Origin of the sequence: Paenibacillus wenxiniae, from assembly GCF_039822605.1 — a bacterium.
Classification (GTDB): domain Bacteria; phylum Bacillota; class Bacilli; order Paenibacillales; family Paenibacillaceae; genus Saccharibacillus; species Saccharibacillus wenxiniae.
The window spans coordinates 76,384-102,906 of sequence record NZ_JBCGUH010000016.1 but is presented as its reverse complement, the minus strand read 5'-3'; the positions used below and the strand labels follow the sequence as shown (position 1 = coordinate 102,906).

At 45.7% G+C, this 26,523-nt stretch carries 19 protein-coding genes; 14 read left to right on the top strand and 5 right to left on the bottom strand.

All coding sequences use genetic code 11. From position 1 onward, the window contains the following. Nucleotides 1-271 precede the first annotated feature (271 nt). From AAHF22_RS20510 to AAHF22_RS20495, 4 genes are all read right to left on the bottom strand, one after another. Entirely contained in the window at nt 272-559 is a 288-nt protein-coding gene (locus tag AAHF22_RS20510) for a YxcD family protein (protein WP_347326878.1), read from the bottom strand. 5 nt (nt 560-564) lie between these two features. Beyond that, nucleotides 565-1,002 carry a hypothetical protein gene (locus AAHF22_RS20505; RefSeq protein WP_347326877.1) on the bottom strand — a complete coding sequence of 146 codons (438 nt, stop codon included), beginning with the start codon at nt 1,000-1,002 and terminating at the stop codon, nt 565-567. A gap of 361 nt (nt 1,003-1,363) precedes the next feature. After that, entirely contained in the window at nt 1,364-1,927 is a 564-nt protein-coding gene (locus tag AAHF22_RS20500) for a PadR family transcriptional regulator (protein WP_188777831.1), read from the bottom strand. Between the two features lie 589 nt (nt 1,928-2,516). Continuing rightward, nucleotides 2,517-3,095 (bottom strand): beta-class carbonic anhydrase, encoded by a 579-nt coding sequence (locus tag AAHF22_RS20495; protein ID WP_347326876.1) that lies wholly within the window; start codon nt 3,093-3,095, stop codon nt 2,517-2,519. Nucleotides 3,096-3,534: 439 nt separating this feature from the next. Between AAHF22_RS20495 and AAHF22_RS20490 the strand changes: the two genes are divergently transcribed. Further along, entirely contained in the window at nt 3,535-5,052 is a 1,518-nt protein-coding gene (locus tag AAHF22_RS20490; protein ID WP_347326875.1) for a carboxypeptidase M32, read from the top strand. A gap of 235 nt (nt 5,053-5,287) precedes the next feature. Here the strand turns inward: AAHF22_RS20490 and AAHF22_RS20485 are convergent, their stop codons facing one another. Next, nucleotides 5,288-6,832, bottom strand: a complete 1,545-nt coding sequence (locus AAHF22_RS20485) for a hypothetical protein (protein WP_347326874.1) — start codon at nt 6,830-6,832, stop codon at nt 5,288-5,290. Nucleotides 6,833-7,531: 699 nt separating this feature from the next. Between AAHF22_RS20485 and AAHF22_RS20480 the strand changes: the two genes are divergently transcribed. The 13 genes from AAHF22_RS20480 to AAHF22_RS20420 all read left to right on the top strand — a co-directional run bounded on the left by AAHF22_RS20480 (nt 7,532) and on the right by AAHF22_RS20420 (nt 26,487). Beyond that, on the top strand, nt 7,532-8,506 hold the full coding sequence (locus AAHF22_RS20480) for an aromatic acid exporter family protein (RefSeq protein ID WP_347326873.1): 975 nt from the start codon (nt 7,532-7,534) through the stop codon (nt 8,504-8,506). Between the two features lie 192 nt (nt 8,507-8,698). After that, nucleotides 8,699-9,730, top strand: coding sequence for an ABC transporter ATP-binding protein (locus AAHF22_RS20475; RefSeq protein ID WP_347326872.1), 1,032 nt, complete (start codon nt 8,699-8,701; stop codon nt 9,728-9,730). Further along, nucleotides 9,708-10,634 carry an ABC transporter ATP-binding protein gene (locus tag AAHF22_RS20470; RefSeq protein ID WP_347326871.1) on the top strand — a complete coding sequence of 309 codons (927 nt, stop codon included), beginning with the start codon at nt 9,708-9,710 and terminating at the stop codon, nt 10,632-10,634. The genes AAHF22_RS20475 and AAHF22_RS20470 overlap by 23 nt, the downstream gene beginning before the upstream one ends. Before the next feature lie 18 nt (nt 10,635-10,652). Beyond that, nucleotides 10,653-11,621: an oligopeptide ABC transporter permease gene (gene opp4B / locus AAHF22_RS20465; RefSeq protein ID WP_347326870.1), complete on the top strand. Its 969-nt coding sequence runs from the start codon at nt 10,653-10,655 to the stop codon at nt 11,619-11,621. A 76-nt stretch (nt 11,622-11,697) separates the two neighbouring features. Then, entirely contained in the window at nt 11,698-12,597 is a 900-nt protein-coding gene (locus tag AAHF22_RS20460) for an ABC transporter permease (RefSeq protein ID WP_347326892.1), read from the top strand. Nucleotides 12,598-12,635: 38 nt separating this feature from the next. Next, on the top strand, nt 12,636-14,438 hold the full coding sequence (gene opp4A / locus AAHF22_RS20455) for an oligopeptide ABC transporter substrate-binding protein (protein WP_347326869.1): 1,803 nt from the start codon (nt 12,636-12,638) through the stop codon (nt 14,436-14,438). 534 nt (nt 14,439-14,972) lie between these two features. After that, complete coding sequence (gene mutS / locus AAHF22_RS20450) at nt 14,973-17,819, top strand: DNA mismatch repair protein MutS (RefSeq protein WP_347326868.1); 2,847 nt, start codon at nt 14,973-14,975, stop codon at nt 17,817-17,819. A gap of 93 nt (nt 17,820-17,912) precedes the next feature. Then, the gene (mutL, locus tag AAHF22_RS20445; protein WP_347326867.1) at nt 17,913-20,351 is read left to right on the top strand and encodes a DNA mismatch repair endonuclease MutL; all 2,439 of its coding nucleotides are present in this window, start codon (nt 17,913-17,915) and stop codon (nt 20,349-20,351) included. Nucleotides 20,352-20,455: 104 nt separating this feature from the next. Then, nucleotides 20,456-21,229 carry a class I SAM-dependent methyltransferase gene (locus AAHF22_RS20440; protein ID WP_347326866.1) on the top strand — a complete coding sequence of 258 codons (774 nt, stop codon included), beginning with the start codon at nt 20,456-20,458 and terminating at the stop codon, nt 21,227-21,229. Beyond that, nucleotides 21,226-22,230: a tRNA (adenosine(37)-N6)-dimethylallyltransferase MiaA gene (miaA, locus tag AAHF22_RS20435; protein ID WP_347326865.1), complete on the top strand. Its 1,005-nt coding sequence runs from the start codon at nt 21,226-21,228 to the stop codon at nt 22,228-22,230. The genes AAHF22_RS20440 and miaA overlap by 4 nt, the downstream gene beginning before the upstream one ends. A gap of 377 nt (nt 22,231-22,607) precedes the next feature. Continuing rightward, complete coding sequence (gene hfq, locus AAHF22_RS20430) at nt 22,608-22,847, top strand: RNA chaperone Hfq (RefSeq protein ID WP_188777805.1); 240 nt, start codon at nt 22,608-22,610, stop codon at nt 22,845-22,847. A 270-nt stretch (nt 22,848-23,117) separates the two neighbouring features. After that, nucleotides 23,118-25,817 carry a transglycosylase domain-containing protein gene (locus tag AAHF22_RS20425; RefSeq protein ID WP_347326864.1) on the top strand — a complete coding sequence of 900 codons (2,700 nt, stop codon included), beginning with the start codon at nt 23,118-23,120 and terminating at the stop codon, nt 25,815-25,817. A 121-nt stretch (nt 25,818-25,938) separates the two neighbouring features. Next, nucleotides 25,939-26,487 (top strand): ribonuclease FAU-1 family protein, encoded by a 549-nt coding sequence (locus AAHF22_RS20420; protein WP_347326863.1) that lies wholly within the window; start codon nt 25,939-25,941, stop codon nt 26,485-26,487. Nucleotides 26,488-26,523: the final 36 nt, after the last annotated feature.

Sequence of the window (26,523 nt, the reverse complement as noted above, 5' to 3'; positions counted from 1 at the left end):
GTAAGGAGTAAGGAGTAAGGAGTAAGGAGTAAGGAGTAAGGAGTAAGGAGTAAGGAGTAAGGAGTAAGGAGTAAGGAGTAAGGAGTAAGGTGAAAGGAGTAAGGTGAAAGGTTTGGACATGTAGCTTATAGCAATGGGAAGTAGAGCAAGAGGAGTAGAATTAGTGTAGACACAAATGAGTTAACGATAACAACTATACTAAGTATGCAATAAACAAAAAAATCCCCATCCGATTGTTACATCAGATGGGGAAGGTTGTGTACATGTATCATTAATCTCGGATGATGGCTTGAATTTCTTCTTCTTCATCATTCAAGATCAGTTCGACTTGATCACGGAATACTCTCGCGTTGTATTCGGAAAACATGTAACGCAGGATGGCTTCATATAGATTACTTTCGATGAGGTACTGGCTGCGTCCCAGTGACCACACTTCAGCAGTAAAGCCGGTATCTTCCTCCCAGGCTAGCTGAACAGTGACTTCGGTTGGCTTGATGCCTTTCCGCTCTGCAATGTTCAGACATACTGCATTAATAATCTCGTCCATGCTAAGCCGCATCGCCATTAGCGTCTGTCGTAAGGGTCAGCTGGTTTTTTACGCTGACGAATCATACGATAAATGCCGCGAGCTGCAATGAAAAGTACATAAATAGCGAGCAGGTTGACGATCAGACCGAGGAAGTCGCCGAAGCCGCCCATATTAGCGAACATACCGCCAAACAGCATGCCTGCCAGACCGCCGACCATCATACCGGTGAAGAAGCTACCGCCGCTGAAAAATCCGCGTTTGCCGGTGGCTGCGTTCGCGCCAGTACCTGTATTCGAACGATTGGTGCTGTTGACACTGCCGTTCGTATTATCGGAACGTTTAGGTGTCGTATTGTACGATTTAGGTGAGGATTTGAAGCCACCCCCACGTCTTGCATCTGCATCACTTGCAAACGCCCCGAGCGAAGCAAAAAATACAGTAAATGCCATGAAGACCATAAGCACTTTTTTCATGATGTGTAAGTTCCCCCTGAACGATTAGATTTTGTATTTGTATAGGTATTGTATAAAGGTAATACGGACAGTCAGCCTCTTAGTTTCAAAAATTTTAAATAAAATGCAATTACTATGCGATTTATTTAATAATGATCGTTATTAAACTTCATCTGCTAACGAATTAAGCTCAGATGATGCACACTATAATCCATACTGAAAAGAGGCGGTAAGCGCGATCGTCCTACATGCGTCGTTATCACAACATTCAATAACGACGCAGCTGCAACTTCTGTCTGATTCACTTGTGTATTCGCAAAGGATGCCGGATGTTGTATTCCGATCCGGTACAAAATGATAAAGTATCAAATCATAATTTACATTAATGATGCTGTGGTTCAGATGGTACTTCAGGAATCGCTGCATTTTTCAGCATATCAATGACCCAGGTTGTCCATTCCATATTGGAGCGAGCTGTACCAAGCGCTTTGTGACGCAAAATATATAATCCAAAATCAGGTGAACCAAAATGATGGCTCTCATCAGACATTTTATGAATCGCTTGCTCAAAATAATGAATTTGCTCCTGATAGAAAATAGAGCGCTTGCGGAACAGGGCAATTGCCGTATCACGGTCGGTAATCCACAGGCAGAACGCTTTCAAAACAAGTTCGTCACGGGATACAGGTTCGCCAGCTGGCAGTTGCATCCATTCTTGAAGTTTTTGCTCACCAAGCGGTGTGATTGCATAAATCTTCTTATCGGGCTTGTCTGTTTGTTTTACCCACTCTGCGGTAAGCAGTTGTTGTTCTTCCATACGAGACAACAATGGGTAAATTTGACTATGTTTCGCTTGCCAGAACGGTTGAATTCTAAGCATAAGGTCATAGCCTGAAGAGCGATTACGGGCAAGTAATGCAAGTAAACCATAAGATAATGTATTCATAAGGCAGTCTCTCCTATCTTCGAGCAGCAATCGGCCGATTTAAAATAAAGTGTACACTACAACTGTATGCTTTCGCAACAAACCATTACGTAAAAATGATAAAACCATACAGTAATGAGACCTATTTAGACAAACAATCTTCATAAATTAGACATAGTTAAAGCGCACATAACAACTGTACAAGGAAAGCGTAAGCACAATAAAGCTACGAAAGTTCCTTGATATATCAATCAAAACGAGCATCGTGCCAGCAGTGAGGGATCGGCCAATCCGCTGCATGGTATGGTGGAACGTTATACCTATCGTACTGATATACAAATTTTAGCAAAAATACAGTCGTCTATAGGATGAACAACAGTTTGCTTATGTACCCGTTACGTATGAAAAACGAAAAGGATTCAAAAAGTTATTATTTTTTGAAATATTTTTTATGTATGTTTTGATAATGGTCGGAAGACCCATATATTACAAGTAGATTTGCTTTAATGCGAAAATGGAAACAAATAAAAAGGACACAAACAAAGTTTGTGTCCTGGCGGCATCGATCGCAAAGCTGGCATAGCGTATGCCACTGGTGCATCCGGTTCCGCTAAATGGAAGATTTTTGTTGTTCGTAACCGTTAACGAGCAATTCCAATTGACCTGTCGAGGGATCAATGATCATGCCGTGCACGGGTACATGGGGGGGAAGTAATGGATGATTCTTAATCATATCCACGCTGTTTATTACCCCGTTCTTTTCACTACCAAACCCTTGTAACCAAGTTTTCAAATCTATTCCAGAATGCTCTAAAGTTGTCAAAACTTCTGGAGAGATACCCCGTTCTTTAATTTCATTAATCATATGATCTGCATTCAGTGCAGCCATACCGCAACCATAGTGACCGCAAACGATCACTTCTTCAGCCTGCAATTCATACAGTGCTACAAGTACGCTACGCATCACACTACCATACGGGTGAGAAATAACCGCGCCTGCATTTTTAATGATTTTAGCATCACCGTTACGCAGGTTCATTGCACGTGGCAGCAGCTCGGTTAGCCGTGTATCCATACAGGTTACGACAACCAGCTTTTTGTTGGGTATTCCGCTGGACAGATAGGTTTCGTACTCTTTAGAAGCAACAAATTGTTCATTGTGTTCAAGAATAGAATGAATGGAATCCACAGTATCTCCTCCTGATCGATGCCGATAGGCATAATGAATTTAAATTCTTTTTTGTGAATAAATATTCACATTGGTCACAAGCAATATAATGTCGTTCAGACACAAATTTCAGATATTAAAATAATACATTTTCCGATAAAATGCAAACCAAATGCTGGAATTTGGTCTTTCATATGCACACACGACCCAAACATCATCTTCACTAACCGCTTTTGCAGCAACACGTTGTCATGTGCCACAACGTGAATATCATGTGATGTAACATTGATTATAAAGCTTGAAAAACGTATCATCAAGCAGTAACATACTTTACCGTATCCGCTATTTATTCGGTTTGCGATGGCCTTAGCCTTAGATCATAGCAAACGGTAACATGAGTGATAGATAGGGGTATAGAGATGAATGTAAGACAATTATAAGAGCCGAAGGAGATCATCTAATGGAACAAAATGTAGAGCAAGTAGTGAACTCATTCAAGCAGCTCGTACATAAGATGACGAGTTATTACGAAGCACTCGGTCTACTCGGCTGGGATTTGCGTACAGGTGCGCCACGTAAAGGCGCCGAACTCCGTGCTGAAACGATTGGTATTCTAGCTACAGAAGCATTCAAGTTGTCCATTTCCGAAGAGATGGGTAGCTATGTAGAGTTTCTGTCCCGTCCGGAAGTTTCCGCACAGCTGAGCGATGTTGATCGCCGCTCCGTCAAAGAATGCAAAGCTGAGTATGAGCGCAGTCTCCAAATTCCGCCAGAGCGTTTCCAGAAATATTCTAGTTTGACCACACATGCGCAGACGGTATGGGAAGAAGCGAAGCACAATAATGATTTTGTTGGTTTTGAGCCGCTTCTGCGCGAAATTGTCGACATGAAGCGTGAATTTATCGATTATTGGGGCGTAAAAGAAACACGTTATGATACGCTGCTGGATATGTACGAGCCGGATATGACGGTAGCGAAACTGGATGCCGTATTTGACCGACTCAAATCGCGTCTCGTACCGTTGCTGCAAAAGATTCAGCAGTCTGGTTATACACCAGAGCATGATTTCCTTAAACAAAATTATGATCTGCAAAAGCAAGAAGAAATCGGTCTGTTCCTGCTGGAGCAAATGGGCTATGACTTTGAAGCTGGACGCCTGGATGAGAGTGAACATCCGTTTGCTACAGGTTTGAACCCGGGCGATGTACGGATTACGACGCATTATTATCCGGATGATCTGCTTAGTGCGATCTTTAGCTCGTTGCATGAAGGCGGACATGCTTTATATGAGCAAAATATTTCGACTGATCTGGTCGGTACAGGTCTGGCTACAGGCACATCGATGGGTATTCATGAATCGCAATCCCGTTTCTGGGAAAATGTTGTCGGCCGTAGCCGCGTATTCTGGGATCAATATTATGATCGTTTGCAGCAGCTATTCCCAGAGCAGCTGGGTAAGGTAAGTAAAGAACAGTTTTATCAAGCGGCAAACCGTGTGGAAAATTCACTCATTCGGATTGAAGCGGATGAGCTGACATACAATCTGCATATTATTATCCGTTATGAAATTGAGAAAATGCTGTTTAATGACAATTTAGCGGTTGCTGATCTGCCGAAAGTATGGAATGCGAAGTATAAAGAGTATCTGGGTATTGAGCCACCGACAGATGCACTGGGTGTACTGCAAGATGTGCACTGGTCAGGTGGAGACTTCGGTTACTTTGCATCGTATTCACTGGGCAATATGTATGCAGCACAAATGACACAGACGATGCGTAAAGAGCTGCCACAATTTGACGAGTGGATCGCTGCTGGTAATCTGTTGCCAATTAAGGAATGGCTAACTGACAAAATTTATCGTTTTGGCAAAAGCAAAACGCCATCCGAGCTAATTATGGATATTACAGGGGAAGAGCTGAATCCGGATTATTTGGCGGATTATTTGGAAGCGAAGTACGCAGATATTTACAAGCTGTAATTGGAATTGCGATTGGAAGCATATAGAGCAGAATCCGATACAGTAAAATAGCGCAACAGCCCGTGTTCAACTGCGATGATGGCAGTGAAACACGGGCTGTTTGGCTAGAATTTCAGAAAAATACTATCTATTATATAAGTATATGTTCATTATATTCTTTGATTAATTTGAACATAACATTTGATTGGTTGGAACATAAAATAGGTGGTATATGCTTATTCCGTACAGACACCATTTAAAATTCCCGATGATGCTGGAATACATGTTCCAACTCTTCCAGATGAACATCAAGCACAGGTTCGGATCTGGAAACAAGTTGCTGTTGCAGATAGTGGAACAGTTCGTTAAGCGCAGCATAGATTTCTTCACGTTCAATCGTATCGATAAAAGCGGATTGGGCATCCATTTGATTAAATGTTTCGGTGTACATTTCAATCATCGCCGTAAGCTGTGCAGTAAGGGTTATACGATCAGGTACAGTTTGAGTCCAGTTTCGAATGTTTTTTAGACATTGTTTGTAAAGTGTAGCTGCCTTTTTGGCATCGGTAGCTTTAATGTGGGCACGTCCATCCCAATCGCGGAACGGATTATTTAGATTTTCCGCCAGCCATTCGGGCTTGCGTGGTTGAGTAATGTCCAGCTCGATTGTGGTGGATGCTGCCTTTTTGTAGCGAGCTTTGATCGATCTGGCGGCATCTGCTGGTAAGCTGGTAAGCCATAGTGTACGGAGCTGTGGCAATTGTTCTGGATCAGGAAAGTCGTCGCCTGTAAAACCGAACAGATCAAACATACTGAGAAATTGTAGTGCACGTAAACGTTTTATAGATAATAAACCGGATATCGTACCTGGTTTGCCGGTTAGCCTTAATTCGTTCAGTTCGGTATACATCGTTGTCACAATCTCCAGATCAAGTTGCTCAATACCATGAATTTGCAACGTATGCAGCCGATCCAATCCAGTTAACGCTGGAAATGACGACGGCACATATACACTTAATGTGAGATCGCATCCATCCTGATCGGCATGTACATGTAATGGGCTTGTATGCTCTCCGGTTAGGCTCAGAAATTCCATATGTTTGTTTAGCGTCAACGTCTCTAAATTACCACGATGTAGAATCAGACAACTCAGGTGAGTGTGACTTAGATCCAGCGTCTTCAGATCATGCTGATCAATATGTAATTCGTTAACGAATGGATGTTGCTGTAAAAAGGGGATGATCGCTTCTGTAAAATAGTTCATTTCAATGTGCGTTAGACAGTATAACTGCTCTAAGGCAGCGATGTCTGCATCCGACGCTGGTGAGAAGTTGCGCAGAGTAGACGTATTCTTTTTTACTAAAACGCCTCCGATCATTATTTCTCCGGTATCGTTGCGTGCGTTTTTGAATAGCTGTCTGCGTTTCTCATCGATCGCTTCCCATTTGCGCTGCTGATATAGACTGTCACCAATATCCCAGTTTGTATCATATGTATGCGAGGGAGTAGCAACAAGCGGAGGAATGTTGCCAACAAGACTATAGTCGGCCGGAATGGTTGCTTCTACAAAGCGATGATCCCAATCACCATTCCAAAAATAAAAGCTGCGTATAAGCGGCTTGAGCTGAGCTAGCTGATCGTTCTCCAGTGGCTGATCACCTGACCAGTCTAGCTGTACGATCGAGGCAAGCATTTGTGGGTTTTTGCCTTCTGTTTCTTGAAGCGCTGTGACCTGGCAGGCAGTATATTGCTGTAGCTGATTAGAATAAGTGCAATAAATATCTCCTACAGTGGGAAACATAGGATTCTCCTTTCATCGTGCAGATCATAATATGAATCAAGTGCCTTGCAAGTACTCTGAGTCATGAAGCAAGGATATTAGGTTATGTACAAATAGCTGTAATGCAAAAGCTAATACGAGGAACACAATATATAGAGGGTCTAAGTAGAATTATAGAGAGCTACGGTATGACATACAAGGAAGCAAAAATAAGAATGAAAATACTTGTTACTATATAATAGAAAGAACGAACGAAAAGGGTCAAAGTCTGTTTGATATCGCCATCAATAGGCTGAGAAATTTTGACAATAATTCCTGCCTGCTCAGAATTATGAATGAAGATGTGCACGAATCAAAATGTTAGCGAAACATATAATTATTGTTACATATCAAGCTATGAGCACAATAATCCACACATAATGAAGAATATACTTGTAGTTACGAAGCTTCTATTTCATAAAGTAAATGGAAATGACTAACGCGAATATAAGGTATGAATTAAAATGGGCATATCGGGCAGTAATAAAGATTTTAACAATGGATAGGCTCGCTACAGACGGGTTTTTGCGCTTATTTTCACATTGTCGAATCATTCAAAATAAAGTAGGATAAAATGGCATATCATTTGATTCGGAAAACGTAGATTTTACGCGGAAACAGACTCAAATGAACATCATAAATAGACAAATGTGAAGAAGATAGGTAAGGAGAGAAAAACAAATGGGTTTTCGCGTGATCAAGACCGCTATTGCCGCTTTGCTGGCTGTCGTTGTAGCCAGTACATTAGGCGTTCCGAGCGCAATGTCGGCGGCACTGCTTGCTATTCTGGGGGTGGATGTGACACGCAAGCGTAGTTTGATGACGATTTCGGCACGTTTTTTCGCGTCGTTAATTGGCATGGTTTGTGCGTTTGTGTTGTTTTCTTTTTTTGGATTTGAACACTGGGTATTTGCGCTGTATATTTTGATCGCTTTTCCGCTCATTACACGCGCAGGTTTTAGCGGAGGGATCGTGACCAGCTCGGTTGTCGTTGTACATATTTACAATGGCGGCTTGTTAACGATGCATGCGATGCTCACCGAAGTTGCGCTGCTACTGATCGGTTTGGGTTCAGCTGCGATCGTCAATCTGGCCTATATGCCCAATCCACATGCCAAGCTGCATGCCATTCGATTAGAAATCAATGATTTGTTGTCTCGTATGTTTGCGCAGATTGCTCGTACACTGGAGGAACCGAGCTACGTATGGGATGGTCAGGAAGTGATCGAAGCAGGGAAAAAGGTAGAGCAGGGGCTAGTTGCCGCCAAGCGTGAGCTGGAAAATCAGTTTCTCCATCCAGATGAATCATGGATCGTTTATTTCTATATGCGTAAGCAGCATCTGGATTCGATTCAAAATATGATGCAGCTTGTATCTCAACTGTATCGCAAAATGCCTCAGGCTGCGCGTGCAGGAGGAATTTTCGAGCAGCTTGCCGAAGATGTAAAAACTCCGCATTACACCGGCAAAACCGAAGCGCTACTGGTTAGCTTTCAGGAGGAGTTCAGCAAGATGGATCTTCCGGTAACAAGAGAAGAATTTGAAGTGCATTCGGCGATTTTGCAGCTTTGTCGTGAGCTGGAACAATATTTGAAAATTTCAAAGCGGGATAAAGCAAGAAACCCCTTGCTAACTCAGGATAATAAGGTAAAATAAGGATAAGCCTATAGGCAGTAGCTATCACCGTTATAACAAACGGTGATAGCTTTTTTGTTAAAATCTTTTGACCAAATTGGAAAAAAGATAAATTTTATTGACCTGTGGAAGATTATGAATATAAAATGATAACAATCTGATGAACTAAGTTTACATGGCGTTAAAGTTTGAGATGAGGGGGCAACCAGAATTTTGAACACAGAACCGGTATTGCAAATCAAAGGTCTGACGGTGTCTTTTCGGATCAGGGATCAATACTATCCCGCTGTAGACCAGCTTGATTTAACGATTAACAAGAACGAGGTTTTGGCTATCGTGGGAGAATCCGGTTGTGGTAAAAGTGCGCTGGCACTTTCTCTTACACGGCTGCATGATAGCAAAAACACAAGCATTCAAGGAGAGCTGCTCTTCAAGGGACAGGATTTAAACAAACTGTCTCCCGGACAAATGAACAAAATTCGGGGTTCCGAGATCGGTATGATCTTTCAGGACCCGCTCACTGCGCTTAATCCGCTGATGACGATCGGCAGACAGATTGAAGAGAATCTGGATTATCATACATCGTTATCGAAGAAGGAAAAGACCAAACTTATTTACGAATTGCTCGAACATGTCAACATTGTTAACCCACAGCGTGTGTATGATCAATATCCACACGAGCTGTCCGGTGGTATGCGGCAACGTGTCATGATCGCGATTGCAATCGCTTGCCGTCCGTCGTTAATTATTGCGGATGAGCCGACAACGGCATTGGACGTGACGATCCAATCGCAAATTCTGGACCTGCTCAAACAGCTTCAAGCGGAAACCGAAGCTGGTATCGTACTGATCACCCATGATCTTGGCGTCGTTGCCGAAATGGCAGATCGCGTCGTCGTCATGTACGCCGGTGAAGTGGTCGAGATCGCCAGTGTATATGAACTGTTTAACAATCCGCTCCATCCGTACACCCGCTCATTACTTGCTTCGATGCCGGCAGCAAATGCCGAGCAGGATCAGCTTCACGTGATCCAGGGACGTGTCCCTTCCTTGCAAAATATTCCGCGTGGCACATGCCGCTTCTCCGAGCGCATTCCGTGGATACCGCAAACCGCCCATGCCGAGCAACCAACATTAAATGAAGTTGGTGCAGAGCACTGGGTACGCTGCACTTGTTATCAGCATTTTCATTTTGAAGATGAAGGAAAGGAGCACGTACTGGATGGCATTGCTGGAGCTAAATAACCTCAAAGTGCATTACCCGATTCGTGGCGGCTTTTTCCAGCGTGTAATCGATCATGTCAAGGCAGTCGATGGATTGTCCATCCGTATTGAGCCAGGTACGACATACGGTTTAGTTGGTGAGTCTGGCTGTGGTAAAACAACGACAGGACGCGCCATTATCGGTTTGAACAAAATTACAGATGGCAAAGTAACGTTTGAAGGTCAGGATTTGACCCGTATCGCGCACAAAAATCAGCACCCACTGCGCCGTGATATACAGATGATTTTTCAAGATCCGTATTCTTCGTTAAACGGAAGAAAGCGTGTGATCGACATTATTGCCGAACCGCTGCGTAACTTTGAAAAGCTTAGCCCGGATGAGGAACGCCGCCGCATTCAGAATTTGCTGGAGCGTGTTGGTCTGAACCCGGAAGCTGCGTTTAAATATCCGCATGAATTTTCCGGTGGTCAGCGTCAACGGATTGGCATTGCGCGTGCTCTCACACTCAATCCAAAGCTGATCATTGCCGATGAGCCGGTATCCGCGCTCGACGTATCGGTACAGGCACAGGTATTAAACTTTATGAAAGAGATTCAAAAAGAGTTCAATCTAACATATCTGTTTATCAGTCATGATCTTGGTATCGTTCGCCATATGTGCGATGAAATCGGTATTATGTATCGGGGACGACTGGTAGAGCAGGGCAATACCGAGGATATTTATGATAATCCTCAGCATGTGTACACACGCCGCCTCATTTCGGCGATTCCGAATATTGATCCAGGTCAGCGACAGGAAAGTGCAAGGCTGCGTCGCGAGATTATGGCTTCCTATCAGGATGACCTCAAACAACTGCTTGACGCGGATGGGAAACCACTTGCTCTGAAAAGTATCAGTACATCACACCAGGTTGCACTACCGTAACGTAAGGGGGAACTAATAATGTGGAAATTTACGCTTCGCCGTATTCTGATCATGATTCCCCAGCTGTTCGTGCTCAGTGTACTGGTATTTTTCGTAGCTAAAGCAATGCCCGGTGATGCGCTGACCGGTTTGATTCAGAACAATCCGAATTTGAGTCCGCAGGTGATTGCAGAGCAGCGTGAGCGAATGGGGTTGAATGATCCAGTCATGGTGCAATATGCACGCTGGGTCGGCAACTTGTTCCACGGGGATTTAGGCATATCGTATGTGCACAAAGTAGACGTGACCTATCTGATTGGTAGTCGTCTTGCCAATACGTTTTATCTGGGCGTAGCTATTCTCATTCTTACTTATATCATTTCGATTCCGCTCGGTATTCTCAGTGGACGGTATCAAAACAGTCTGCTGGATAAAACGATTACCGGCTATACGTACTTAAGTTTTGCCACACCGCTATTTATTTTTGCGCTCGTTGTCGTGTTTGTATTTGGTTTCCAGTTAGGCTGGTTTCCTACAAGTGGTAGTGTAGATGCCGGCGTACAGCCTGGCACATGGGATTATTTTATGAATCGACTTCATCACTTGATATTGCCTGCATTTGCCGGAGCGTTTGTAAGTACAACCGCAACGATCCAATATTTGCGCAATGAAGTTATTGATACTCGTTTGAAAGACTTTGTAAAAACCGCTCGTTCTAAAGGGGTGCCAGAATCGAAAGTTTATTCTCGTCATATCCTGCGGAACTCTCTGTTGCCAATCGCTGCTTTTCTGGGCTATGACCTGACAGCAGTACTGGCAGGTAACCTGTTTATCGAGTCGATCTTTGGTTATCCTGGATTGGGTCAACTTTTCTTGCAATCCATTACACAGCGTGACTTCTCTGTTGTTACAGCACTCGTTATGATTTCCGGTCTGCTTGCCCTTATCGGTACACTGCTGTCCGACATCATTTTGAGCTGGGTCGATCCGCGTATTCGGATTAGCTAACACGCGAAGATTGGCATATGCGGGATGCTGAATCCTGATATCTGAACAAGAACGGAGGAAGAGACTGAGTATGGGAATGCGTGCAGAAACATTTGCTCCTGCTGAAACGATTCAAAAGTCACCATCCAGTTGGTCGATTCTGGGCAGGGAATTAATTAAAGATAAGCTGGCAATGAGTTCACTCGTTTTTCTAATTGTGTTTTTGATTGCGATTTATGGCTCTACCTTCTTTATTGATCAGAGTAGTGTGACTAAAGTTGATCTGATGTCGATAAAGGCTGCGCCAAGTTCGGATCACTGGTTAGGTACCGACCTTGCTGGCCGCGATATTTTTGGTCAGGTCGTGTTGGGCGCACGCAACTCGTTTACGATTGGCTTTATGATTACTGTGTTTGCCGCTGTGATCGGCTTGACGATCGGTTTGATCGCTGGCTTTTTCGGTGGAGTGATCGACAATGTGATTATGCGTTTTATTGATTTCGTTCTTGTACTGCCATTTCTGATGCTTGTCATCGTGTTTGTTACGATTGTACCCAAGTATGATATATGGGCATTTATATGGATTATGACCGCCTTCTTATGGGTCGGCAAAGCAAGGCTCATTCGTGCCAAAGTCCTTGCCGAGCGGGAACTGGATTATGTGCAGGCTTCCAAAACACTCGGTACGCCAAACTGGAAAATTATCGCGTTTGGTATTCTACCTAACCTTAGCTCCATCGTCATCGTTAACATGACGCTCAATTTGGCTGGTAATATCGGGATCGAGACAGGTTTATCGTATCTCGGTTTCGGTCTTCCGGACGGTACACCAAGTTTGGGTACGATCGTAAGTAATGCGACAGACCCGAACATTTTACAAAATTACTGGTGGATGTGGTTACCAGCATCGCTGCTGATTTTGATTCTTATTCTGGCAATTAACTTTATCGGTCAAGCTTTAAAACGCGCGACAGATGCCAGACAGCGGTTGGGATAATAAATGTGGGCATGTTTATCACAAAAGGAGGAAGGTTTATGATGGGAAGTAAAAAGAGAAGCTTTAAAACATTATCCATTTTAATGATTGCACTCGTGTTGGTGCTATCCGCGTGCAGCAAAGGTACGCCGGCAGCCGATACAACAACACCGCAGACGAATGAGGCAACAAAGGACACAGGTAAGTTCCCTAAAGCAGCAACGAACCAGAATGCAGCTATTCAAGGGGGTACGATGAACTACGGTCTCGTATCCGATACACCGTTTGAAGGTATTTTGAACCCTGTATTTTACAGTGGTAACCCGGACGCAGACGTTATGCAATTTTTCTATCCGTCCCTGTTTAATGCAGATGCAAGCTTTAATATTAAAGACGGTGGCGCTGCTACACTCAGTTTCTCTGAGGATAACAAAACGGCAACCGTAAAAATTGATGACAAACTGAACTGGTCCGATGGTAATCCAGTTACAGCGGAAGATTATGCATTTGCATTTGAAGTCATCGGTGACCCTGACTATGATGGTGTGCGTTATGACTCCACCTTTACAAATATCGTTGGTATGGAAGACTATCATGCCAAAAAAGCAAAAACGATTTCCGGTATTAAAGTAGTAAACGATAAAGAACTGCAAATTTCATTTATTAACCCAGACCCAAGTATTAAAGCCGGTCTGTGGTCTTACCCGCTGGAGAAAAAGGTATTTGGCAGCATTCCAGTAGCTAAAATGTCTTCTTCCGATCCTGTTCGTAAAAATCCAGTTGGTTACGGTCCATTTAAAATCAAATCGATGGTTACAGGGGAGTCTGTACAATTCGAAGCGAACAAAGACTATTTCCACGGTGCACCAAAGCTAGACGGTATTAACCTGAAAGTAGTTAACCCGAACGTTGTTGTTGAATCACTGCGTTCCGGTGATGTAGATATGGTTAGCTTCCCAGCCAGCTACTATGATGAAAAAACACTGCCTACGAATATCGAAATGCTCGGTATACAGGATCTGGCATACTCCTACCTGGGCTTCAAGCTCGGTAAATGGGACAAATCCAAAGGCGAAAACGTGATGAACCCGGATGCAAAAATGGCGAACAAAGCATTGCGTCAAGCTATGGGTTATGCAATGAACAACGCACAAGTTGGTGAGCAACTGTATCACGGTCTGCGTACAGCAGCATCGTCTCTGATCATCCCTGCGTTTGCTGATTACTACGATCCAAGCATCAAAGGCTACACGTATGATCCAGAAAAAGCAAAACAACTGCTGGATCAAGCTGGTTATGTGGACAAAGACGGCGACGGTTTCCGTGAAGATCCAAAAGGCAACAAGCTCGTCATTAACTTTGCTGCTATGAGTGGTGATAGCGTTGCTGAGCCGCTGGCACAATTCTACATCCAGAACTGGAAAGATGTTGGTCTGAATGTACAGCTGTTGGATGGACGTCTGCAAGAGTTTAACTCCTTCTACGATCGTATTGAAAAAGACGATCCAGACGTAGATATCTTCTCTGCCGCATGGGGAACAGGTACAGACGTGAACCCTGCTGGTCTGTATGGACGTACTGCACAGTTTGACTATTCCCGTTACACAAGTGATGAGAACGACAAACTGCTGAAAGAAGGCGTATCGGAGAAAGCATTTGATAATGCCTACCGTAAAGATGTGTACAAGCAATGGCAAGAACTGATGATCGAAGATGCACCAGTCATTCCAACACTGTACCGTTATGGACTGACTGCTATTAACAAACGTATCAAAAACTTCGACATTTCTTATGGCAGCGGCTATGCCGGCGATGCACTGGCTGGTATTGAGTTGACTGCGGACAAACCAGTTACACAGTAATGGAATAGTTGGATATTTTCCTTGCTTGTATGAAGTGAGGAGGTAATGGGACCGGGAAGCTTTTGCTTTCCGGTTCTATTTTTGTTCTGCTATAGCAGGGTGATAAGGGGATACTCGTTTTAACTGTAAAATAATACCGAATAAGATGCTTGATAGAATTTTAATAAAGCTGATAGCCTGTATTATATGTTATAGGTATGAATATAGATTTGATAATTTTTGTTATATTCTGATCAATCAACATACAAAGTGGCTAAGTGCGAGAGTGTGCTCGAATAAGCGCAAGCACATGTTGAAGCTGGCACAAGCATAGAACTTTTCAAGTTCTTTCGTTATAATAGAAAGACGAACACGCATTTGCATACTATCGCTTATTCGGAGAGAACGCAGCCGAATCTACTATGATATCGTATCGATACAGTATAATAGAAGAAAGCGATATTCAAATGATGCGGGAAGCAGTAGTAACCGTGCAGCATAAAGTCTGCTTGACTTTGTAGTATGCAGAAATACAGGTTTGTCTGGAGGGGCATGATGAGTCAATATACACCGATGATGCAGCAGTATCTCAATATAAAAGAGCAAGCACAGGATGCGTTTTTATTTTTCCGGCTGGGGGATTTTTACGAACTGTTTTTTGATGACGCGATCCTTGCGGCTAAAGAGCTGGAAATTACACTAACCGGTAAAAATGGGGGACCGCCGGAACGCATTCCGATGTGTGGTGTGCCGTATCATTCAGCTGAAGGCTATATTCACCGTTTGATTGAAAAAGGCTACAAAGTCGCCATCTGTGAACAGGTGGAAGACCCGGCGACGGCAAAAGGCATCGTGAAGCGTGAAATTATTCGTGTCGTGACACCAGGTACGATGATGGAAAGTAAGGCGCTTAGCGATAAAGCGAACAATTATATGATCTGTATCACCGAGCTGGATGGCAAGATGGCATTGGCAGCCTGTGATCTCTCCACAGGCGAATTGCATGTTACATCCTCGCCAGCTTCTCAGGAGTGGCTACGAGACGAGCTAGGGCTATATGAGCCGTCTGAAATTATCGGGCAGGTGGAACTCGTTGATGATGCTTATCGTCAGGCAGCGCAGTTTGGACGCAAAATAGTGTATACGCCCTGGGAAAAGCAACGCGAAGAGCTGGCACGTCAGCAGTTTGGCGAAGCGGCATGGGCACGACTTGATGATGAGCGTCAAGCATGCGTAGCCCTATTAATCGCCTATTTGAGTGAGACTCAAAAGCGCTCGCTTGGGCAGTTAACGCATATTAACGCCTACGAACCGGAAAACTATATGATTTTGGACCCGTTTACGCGCCGTAATTTAGAACTGGTCGAGACGGTGCGCGAGCGTTCGCGTAAAGGCACGTTGTTATGGCTGCTCGATCGTACCGAAACGCCGATGGGCGGACGGATGCTGCGCCGCTGGATTGATAAGCCGCTGCTATCCAAACGGCTCGTGGAAGAGCGTTTGGAAGCGGTGGAGAAGTTGCACCACGGGTTGATTTTGCGTGAAGATCTGAAAGGGCAACTTAAAGGCATCTACGATCTGGAGCGTCTTGTCGGACGGATGGCATTTGGTACGGCCAACGGACGCGATATGCTGGCATTGCGGGATTCACTTCTGCGCATTCCGGAACTGCGTATGATGTGCGCTGATTCGCCATCGTCAACACTACAGCAGATTGCGGCACATCTGGATGAATGCGCTGATCTGGCTGAAGCGATTGGTCAGGCAGTTGTTGATGATCCACCGATTTCAGTACGTGAAGGCGGCCTGATCCGCAAAGGCTATCATGAACATCTGGATGAGCTACGTGAAGCGAGTGTCAACGGGAAACGCTGGATTGCCGAGCTTGAGGCAGCAGAGCGTGAAGCAACAGGCATTCGTTCGCTTAAGATCGGGTACAATAAGGTGTTTGGTTATTATATTGAAGTGACGCGTTCCAATCTGGCGCAATTGCCAGAAGGACGCTATGAACGCAAGCAGACGTTAGCGAATGCTGAACGATTCGTCACACCGGAGCTGAAGGAGAAAGAAGCACTCATTCTGGAAGCACAGGAAAAGATGGTCGATATTGAGTATGATCTGTTTGCAGAGCTGCGTAATCGTATTTCGGCTGAGGTTGCACGGCTCAAGCTTCTGGCGGAAAAGGTAGCAGAGATCGATGTGTATCAATCGTTTGCTACGGTGAGTGCGGAGCGTGGTTTTGTAAAGCCTGCACTGACCGAGCAATACGATCTGCGTATCGCGGATGGACGTCATCCCGTCGTCGAAGCAGTTATGAACAATACGAATTTCATTTCGAATAGTACGGATATTACCGAAGCAGGCGCTAACATTTTGCTAATTACCGGTCCGAATATGGCAGGGAAAAGCACGTATATGCGTCAGGTGGCATTGTTGTCTATTATGGCGCAGGTCGGTTGCTTTGTGCCGGCAGGCGAAGCGGAAATTCCGATGGTCGATCGTATTTTCACACGGATTGGGGCAGCGGATGATCTGATTGGTGGCCAGAGTACATTTATGGTTGAGATGGCTGATATTCAAGTGATGACCGAACGGGCTACGCGTCGTAGTTTGATCATTATTGATGAATTGGGACGCGGAACGTCCACGAGTGAAGGGATGGCGATCGCTCAGGCAGTGATCGAATATGTGCATCATGAGATTGGCTGTAAGGCACTCGTATCTACGCATTTTCACGAATTGGCGCATCTGGAGGAGACGTTAGAGCATTTGAGCAACTTCTCGATGGCAGTACGGGAAAGTGGAGATAAAGTACACTTTTTACGCAAACTGGTGCCTGGTGCGGCGAGTAGCAGTTACGGCATATATTGTGCACAGCTGGCAGGATTGCCAGGTCGTATTATTAGTCGTGCGAATGTATTGCTAGAACGGATGGAGCAAGCTGCGACGACAACCGTTGTTGCTGAAGATGAAGCAACCGGATTTACATCTTCAACTGCAACGCCGCGGAAGATGAATGATGGCGCAGGTTTGCGTGAAGATGTAGCTTTGTATGGCGCTACACCAAGCAGAGAGCAGGTTGCTGTATTAGATGTAGAACCAGTGCGATCAACTGGCACTGTCGATATCACGCTGGAGCCGGCAGCTTCGCAGCAACAACAGTCCGCCTCTTCAATGGAACAGTCAGAGCTACATCAACAGGAACAACAAGCACAGGAGCAACAAGAAATCGTACAGCTGTCTATTTTTGGAGAAGAAGAAGTGAAGCCTGCTCGAATCAAAGAAGATCCGCTGACGAAGCAGATTATCAGCCAGATTCAAGGTGCGGATCTGATGAATATGACGCCGCTACAGGCGATGCAGTTGTTAAATGAGCTGAAAATGAAAACGATGCGTGCGTGATTGAATTGTATAGTTGATAAGCGTGGTTGATTAGTTTTCAACATCTGAAATAAATAATCGAGACCGTGTTTTTGCAAGAAAGGAGGAACACCAATGGGAAAAATTCGTGTTTTGGATGAGCATATTGCCAATCAGATTGCCGCTGGTGAAGTGGTGGAACGGCCAGCCTCTGTCGTAAAGGAACTGGTTGAAAATGCGATTGATGCCAAAGCCACGCGGATCGATGTGTATATCGGCGAAGGTGGACTGGAGTCGATCCGTGTACAGGATAATGGACTTGGCATTGCCGCAGAGGATTGTGAAACGGCCTTTTACCGTCATGCGACGAGTAAACTGGCGGATGATCGTGATCTATATCAGATTACGAGTCTTGGTTTTCGTGGTGAGGCATTGCCAAGTATTGCAGCGGTATCCAAAGTTGAACTGCTCACGAGTGCGACAGACGATGGAGCAGGCCGCCGTCTGATCATTGAAGGTGGTACGCTCAAAAGCAATGAGGATGATGCGGCTCCACGTGGTACCGATTTTCGTGTGAATGCTCTATTTTACAATACACCAGCCCGATTAAAATATATGAAAACGGTACAGACTGAACTTGGGCATATTTCCGATATGATGTACCGTATCTCACTGGCGCATCCAGAGATTGCCTTTACGCTTCGGCATAACAGTAACCTGCTTCTGCAAACGCCTGGAACAGGGGATATGCTACAGGTCATTGCCGCGGTCTATGGTACGTCAGCAGCGAAGATGGTATTGCCGATTAATAGCGATAGTCTGGATTACCGGATTGACGGCTTTATCGGGCGTCCAGAGATTGCGCGGGCGAATCGTAATGCGATGTCCGTAATCGTGAATGGACGTTATGTGAAAAATTATGCGGTCAATCAGGCGATTTTGCGTGCCTATCATACGTTATTGCCGATTAATCGTTATCCGCTTACCGTACTGCGCTTAGCAATGCATCCGTCTCTAGTCGATGTGAATGTGCATCCAGCGAAGATGGAAGTGCGGTTCAGTAAAGAGCCAGAGCTGATGCAATTTGTAGAGGAAGCGGTGCGACAGGCGCTGCGTAGAGAGATTCTAATTCCGCATGTGACCAAACAAACGGTCAAGCGTGGCAATAGCGAATCGATTATACAGGAGCAGTTTAACTTCACACGCCCACAGCCAGAGGGCGATGCCTATGCCGGTAATGATCTGTTCACGCCAGCCGGAGAAGGGCATGCAGCGTCTCAGACGCAGACACATGGAGTGGCGGCTGACGATATAGGGGAGCTGGATGCACCTTATGTGCCGCCGCTTACCGATCAAGATCTTCCACCTGAACATCGGATTCAGTCAGGTACAGCGACACATTTAACTGCTGCACAGACCGAAGGGCAATTCCAGTCTGCTCCTACTACGGGAGATGCACATCCGATCGACACTGCAACGACCAATGATCAATATATGATCGATTCAGCGGATCTACACCATGTAGCCACACAGCAAGCTACTGCATCAGTACAGCAGCAAGCGCCGACTGCTGAACCTGCACAGGCTGGGCATCAAGCGCAGCAACAGCTTCACAGTCAGGGTGACGATAAGCGTGGACAGGCTATTTCTGCCGAACAGCAAGCTTCTCGTGCGCATAGTACCGACCAGACAACTAGCCATATGGCTACGAATCTATCAAACATTGATCCAGCATCAGTATCCGCTAGTTCAAATGATACTACCATACCAGCCGCACAACGACCTGCGACGGCATCATCCGCTACAGGTCCATTCGCAACAGGCACTGCATCACATACTACAGCTTCATCCGGTATTCGCGAGCGTGCTGCGAGTTATACATCAGATAAGCGTGGAACAGCTCCTAGCGCTCGTCCACAGCAGCGTCCAGGAGCAAGTCGTACCGTTCCAGCCGAGTTGCTCTACGGTACGACCGAACAGCCAGATGTGCCCGAGTTTCCTGAAATGACGTTGATCGGTCAGCATCACGGTACGTATTTAATTGCGCAAAATGATGAAGGCTTGTTTCTAATTGATCAGCATGCCGCCCATGAACGGGTGAATTATGAGTTTTATTATGAAAAATTTGGTCAGCCGGAATCGGTGTCACAGGAGCTGTTATTGCCGATCACATTGGAATTTACACGTGCTGAAGCGGACAAGTTAAAAGACCGTTTACACTGGTTTGAACGCGTAGGTGTCTATTTAGAGCCTTTTGGAGGCCAAACGTTCCGTGTATGTGCGTATCCATACTGGTTCCCTAAAGGGGAAGAGCAACGTGTCATTGAAGAAATGGCTGAATGGGTACTCAGCGAACGTAAAATCGATCTCGCCAAGCTGCGTGAGCAAGCGTCCACGCTCTGCTCTTGCAAAGCATCGATCAAGGCGAATCAACGTTTGACGGAAATGGAAGCACAGACACTGATTAAGCGATTGTCTGCATGTCGACAACCTTATACATGTCCACATGGACGTCCTATTGTCGTATCCTTCTCCAGTTATGATCTGGAAAAGCTGTTTAAACGGGTGATGTGATGCCAGGCAGCCTTCTTGGCGCGAGACTATTCAAGACTTCTCCCGATGATCTCGCGCGTAGCAGGCTGCTGCTTATCACCGCAATAAGAATGGAGAATGAACTTATGTTAATAACGACAGGCGATGAGCCTTCGGTAGCTATGTTAGAGCGTGCAAAAAAGCTGGCGGAGGAATTCGCTGTACGCTATGTCCCGCGCAGAGGACGATCGGTGACAAGACTGACGCGTGACAATGGTAACGTACCCGTCATAGTGCTAGTTGAAAATGAAGTACGACTGGTGCAACCAGGCGAGAAAGCGATGTTTTTCCATCCGAGTATGGCATTTGTTCGGGCCAAGCGTTTGCTTAAAGGCGAAGAAGATGTGATGATCAGCACCGCTATGCTGCAACCAGGCGATCATATATTAGATTGTACCGCGGGTCTTGGCGCGGATTCACTCGTATTCGCACTGGCGACTGGGCCTACCGGCTCAGTCACTGCATTAGAAAGCTCGCTGCCGCTTTCGATGCTACTGACCGAAGGACTTCGTAGCCACAAAACAGGTCTTCCGCCTTTTGATGAAGCAATGGGTCGTATTCAAGTAGTCAATGAGAATCATCTGTCTTATCTGAGTCAATTGCCGGATAAAAGTATGGATATCGTCTACTTTGATCCGATGTTCCGTGAGGCATTACACGAATCGGCGGCGATCGCGCCACTGCGTGGGTTTGCTAATGATGGTGCCCTGCATCCGGATGCGATTGCGCATGCGGTACGTATAGCACGCAAAGCAGTGTTACTGAAGGAAAAGTGGGATAGCCCTGAATATGAACGTCTCGGATTCGAGCGTATCCGACGTAAAAACTCGAAAATAGAATATGGAGTGATTTACCCATGAATACGCCGTTTGGGCCAACGGGTCAGACAACAGGCAAGCCCAAGCTGCTTGTATTGATCGGACCGACTGCGGTCGGAAAAACAGCCATAAGTATCGAAATTGCCAAGCGTTTTGGTGCGGAAATTATTTCCGGTGATTCTATGCAGGTATACCGTGGTATGGATATCGGTACAGCGAAAATCAAACCCGAAGAAATGCAAGGCATTCCGCATCATTTGATCGACATTCACGATCCAAGCGAACCATTTTCGGTAGCCGAATTTCAGCAGCGTTGTCGGGAGTTGATTCCCGCTATTAGCAGCCGTGGTAAACTGCCGTTTATCGTCGGTGGCACAGGTTTGTATGTGGAGTCGGTAAGCTATGAATTCCAATTCAGTGAAAGTGGCGCAGACGAGGAATTTCGCCGCCAGCAGATGGAATATGCAGAGCAGCATGGAGCACAGGCATTGCATGATCGCCTTGCGACTATCGATCCGAAAACGGCGGACAGACTGCATCCGAACGATCAGCGACGCATTATCCGTGCGCTGGAAGTGCACCATTTAACCGGAGTGAAGCTGTCTGACCAGCTTGCCAGTCAAACCCGCACCTCGCCGTATGAATTGTGTATCGTCGGTTTGACAATGGATAGGGAAATGCTATATAAACGTATTGAAGCACGGATTGATCAGATGCTGGATGAAGGCTTGCTGGATGAGGTTCAACATCTGCTGAATCTGGGATATACCCCCGGAATGGTAGCGATGCAGGGGCTAGGCTACAAAGAGATTGCTACCTATCTGACTGGGGGCACAAGCCTGAAAGAAGCGGTTGTTTTGCTCAAGCGCGATACGCGGCGTTTTGCCAAACGACAGCTATCCTGGTTCCGTCATATGCATGATATTCACTGGGTGGATGTGACTGATGTGGAAAATAAAGAAGGACACATCGATAAAGTATATGACATTGTAGCAGGAACTTTATACCGCGACAGGGAATATAATTCAACAACTCCAGTGTGAGTGATCTCCTCACACGGTGTAAAATGAGAAAAAGGATTTTTGCAAAGCATAAAATCCATACCGCTCCAGTGTGAGTGATCTTCTCACACGGTGTGAAATGAGAAAAGGGATTTTTGCAAAGCATAAAATCCATACTGCTCCAGTGTGAGTGATCTCCTCACACGGTGTGAAATGAAAAAGGGATTTTTGCAAAGCAAAAAATCCATACTGCTCCAGTGTGAGTTATCTCCTCACAAGGTGTGAAATGAGAAAGGGATTTTTGCAAAGCAAAAAATCCACACTGCCCTGAATCGCATTCAGCATCAACAGGTATCACATTTTTATCCAATTGAGCATTGAGCCAATGCTGAATTAATAATCACTTGGGGGTACGGTCAATGAACAAATCTATTAACATTCAGGATACTTTTTTAAATCAATTGCGCAAGGAAAATATTCCAGTGACAGTATACCTCGTAAATGGATTCCAGATTCGTGGCACAATCAAGGCATTTGACAACTTTACGATCATGGTAGATAGCGATGGTCGTCAGCAAATGATTTATAAACATGCCGTATCTACGTTTACTCCGTCACGCAACGTATCCCTTATGCAGGATAATCAGAGCGAGACCTGAGCCGTATTGCAAATAAGTGAATAACGGTACAACATAATCGTGAGCTGATTAGTTGTTCATGTACAGGATAGTGCAGACGCTTATTTTACGGAATAAGCAGCAATCCATCTTTAACAATAAACTGAAACATTTATGCTTCGTATATCGTTTAATGAAGAGAACGAATTGGACAACCCCTTCTCAGGGTTGTTCTTTTCTTTCCAATACCTGTCCAGCATGTTAGCAATGAAATGTACTACATGGTTTACCGAAAGGGAGTCAGAATAAACAATGCCAAGACAGCAACTATCCCGCAGTGACAGAAGCCAGCCAAGTCGTCCAACAACGCGTCCAGCGCGTCCGAATCGCACCAGCACATCGGGCTCCGGTGGCGGCGGTAATGGTGGTGGCAATGGCGGTAAAAAGAAAAAGAAACGGATAACGGGCAAAAAGGTTTTTTGGACGTTATTCGCTGTAACTGCACTGGGAATATTTTGTGCGCTTGCCGCCTACCTGTTCATTATGGTCAGCGGGGAAAAGATCTATGAGGAAAACATCAACAAACTCGCTGTAAGCGAACCAACTAAAGTATATGATCGTAACGGAACACTCATTTTACAGCGCAGTATACGTACAGGCGATCCGGTAAAATACGATGATATACCGAAGGAAGTCATTGAGGCGTTTGTCGCTACCGAAGACAGGCGATTTTTTGATCACCAGGGTGTAGACTTATGGTCGATCGGACGTGCCGCTGTACGTGACGTGATTGCTCGCTCAGCAGTAGAGGGCGGTAGTACGATTACGCAGCAGCTGGCGAAAAACGTATTTTTGAATACAGATAAAACGTTTTTCCGTAAAGCAACAGAAGTATCGATCGCGCTGGCGATTGAACGCAAAATGACCAAAGAAGCGATCATTACCACGTACTTGAACCGTATTTATTTTGGTTCTGGCGCTTATGGAATTAAGGAAGCAGCTGAGACATACTTTGGCGTGAGTGATCTAAGCAAGCTAAAATTGTGGCAAATTGCTACGCTGGCAGGCTTGCCAAAAGCACCTTCACGGTATAGTCCGCTCAGTAACCCCGACTTGTCGCAACAGCGACGTGCGGTCGTACTACAATTGATGCAGCAGCAGGGCTACATTACAGCTGCACAGGAGAAAGAAGCGGAAAGTGTTGCTTATGACTATCAGCCGCCGAAAAAAGACTCACAGTATGATGCCTTTATCGAATATGCGATGCAGGAAGCAGAAGATCAGACAGGGCTGAGCGCGGATGATCTAAACCGTGGTGGATACAATATCTACACGACGATGGACGCCAAAGCGCAAAAGACACTGGAAAGTGCATTCAATAACGACGAGTTGTTTGAAAAAAGTTCTGACGGTACAAAAGTACAGGGCTCGATGGTTATTGTGAATAACGATACCGGCGGCATTGTCGCTTTGCTCGGTGGACGCGATTATAAGGCAGGTAACTTTAGCCGTATCACGAGTCATCGTCAGCCAGGTTCTGCTTTTAAACCGATCATCTCGTATGCACCGGCATTACAGAGTGGCAATTACAACACCAATTCGATGCTGAACAATGAAAAGCAATGTTTTGGCAGCTACTGTCCGAACAACTTGCATGGCGGTTATTCAAGCTCGATCTCGATGACAGCGGCGCTGGAAGATTCTGTGAACATTCCGGCAGTATGGCTACTGAATCAGATCGGAATTGATACCGGTATTAGCTATGCCAAGTCCGTTGGCTTCAATCTGACTCCTGAAGACCGTAACTTGGCGATTGCGCTGGGCGGTCTGAGCAAAGGGACGAATACTCTTGAAATGGCGCAAGCGTATCGCGTGTTCGCTGACGGAGGAACGTACATGCCTGCTTATGCGGTCAAGAGTATTAGTGATAGCACAGGAGCAGAAGTATACAAAAACGATATGAAATCAACACAGGTGCTCAATAAGCAGTCTACAGACGAGATGACACAAATGCTGCAAAATGTCGTGCAAAACGGTACAGGTAAACGGGCGCAAATCAATCGTCCGGTCGCTGGTAAAACGGGTACGACTCAGCATGGCATTTCCGGTCTGCGCAGCAGTGCCAACCGTGATATTTGGTTCGCCGGGTATACAAAGGAATGGACAGCAGCAATCTGGATGGGATATGACCAGCCAGACCGTAATCACCTGCTCAAAGACGGCAGTGGTCGCGCGGCAGCTATGTTTGCAGCTGTAATGGGTCCTGCACTTGAAGGCTATCCGGTGCAAAACTTCGATACGCCGCAGCAAGTGGCACCACCACCGGTAGAGGAAGAACCGGAAGAAGAGCAACCACAACCGCCAGCGGCGGTTACCGGGCTGAGCGCTTCATTTGATCAGAATAGTGGAGCTGTTGCACTGTCCTGGAAAGCTGTAGACGGAGCGACCAGCTATACCGTATATCGGAAAGAAAGCTCGGCAACCGAGTTTAATGCGATTGCGAATGGTGTATCTTCAAACTCGACAAGCGATGCAGCCGTTACACCAGGCCAAACGTACGAATACTACGTGACTGCCGTAACAGCGGATGGCGCCCAGTCGGATGCATCCAATACGGCTCGGGTTACGATTGACCAGGCAAGTCCGGAGCAAACGGAAAATCCAGGTGGTGTCGTTCCACCGGGAGGAGAACCATCCACTCCACCGACAGGTGAAGAAAATGGACCGGGTGCTGGAAACGGTCAGGGTAATGGTCCTGGAAATGGGAACGGAAATCAAGGTAACGGGAATGGTAATGGCGGACCAGCTCCTGGACCCGGTAACGGTTCAACCGATACCGGAGGCGGGACGACAGATGGCGGTCAAACCGGCACCGATAGTAATGGATCAACCGACAGCGGCAACACAGCTCCAGGTACGAATACACCTGGAACGACGACGCCACCGTCGGATAGTACGGATACGACCACATCACCGGATGGCGCAACGACAGCGCCGCCTTCAACACCATAAGCCGATTCGTATCTTTCAAAGCCTCCAATCTGCGCGATTGGAGGCTTTTTTATACGATTTTTTTGAGTGAATGCTTTAAATATGCTATTCTGAAGTTACTTTGTAGGAAAGGGACGCTTCCATGAAACGTAAATTTGCAGATCGAGCGAACTGGCGGCGTGTCATTCAACGCAGTTATACTCGCCGCTACGTCAACAACACCATTTTTACAGGATATGTGACGCTGTACCATATGAACCGACTACGCGAGCCACTGTATAAAATTTACGGAGGTCGAAGATTCTGCATTGCTGCTGCTGAATATTCATGGATGCAGTATTACCCCGAAAATGCGAACTATGTAGTCACAGCCATGTTTGATGATCGGCAGGAGATTATCGAATGGTATATTGATATTTGCAAAACGCAGGGAATTACCGATCAGGGAGTACCGTGGTTTGACGATCTGTATCTCGATATCGTCGTGATGAAGGATGGCCAGATTTTTCTGCTGGATGAAGATGAACTGGATGATGCGCTACGTCGTCGTGTCATTACGCAGCAGGATTATCAACTGGCACATGCAACGGCACGCCGATTACTCAAGCAGATTGATGCGCATGCCTTTCCGCTGTTTCCACTTTCGCTCAAACACCGCCGTAGCTTGTTTGGACGTGAGCATCATTCGTAGGAAGTAGTGGAGAAGTACCACGATCATGCCGAAGCT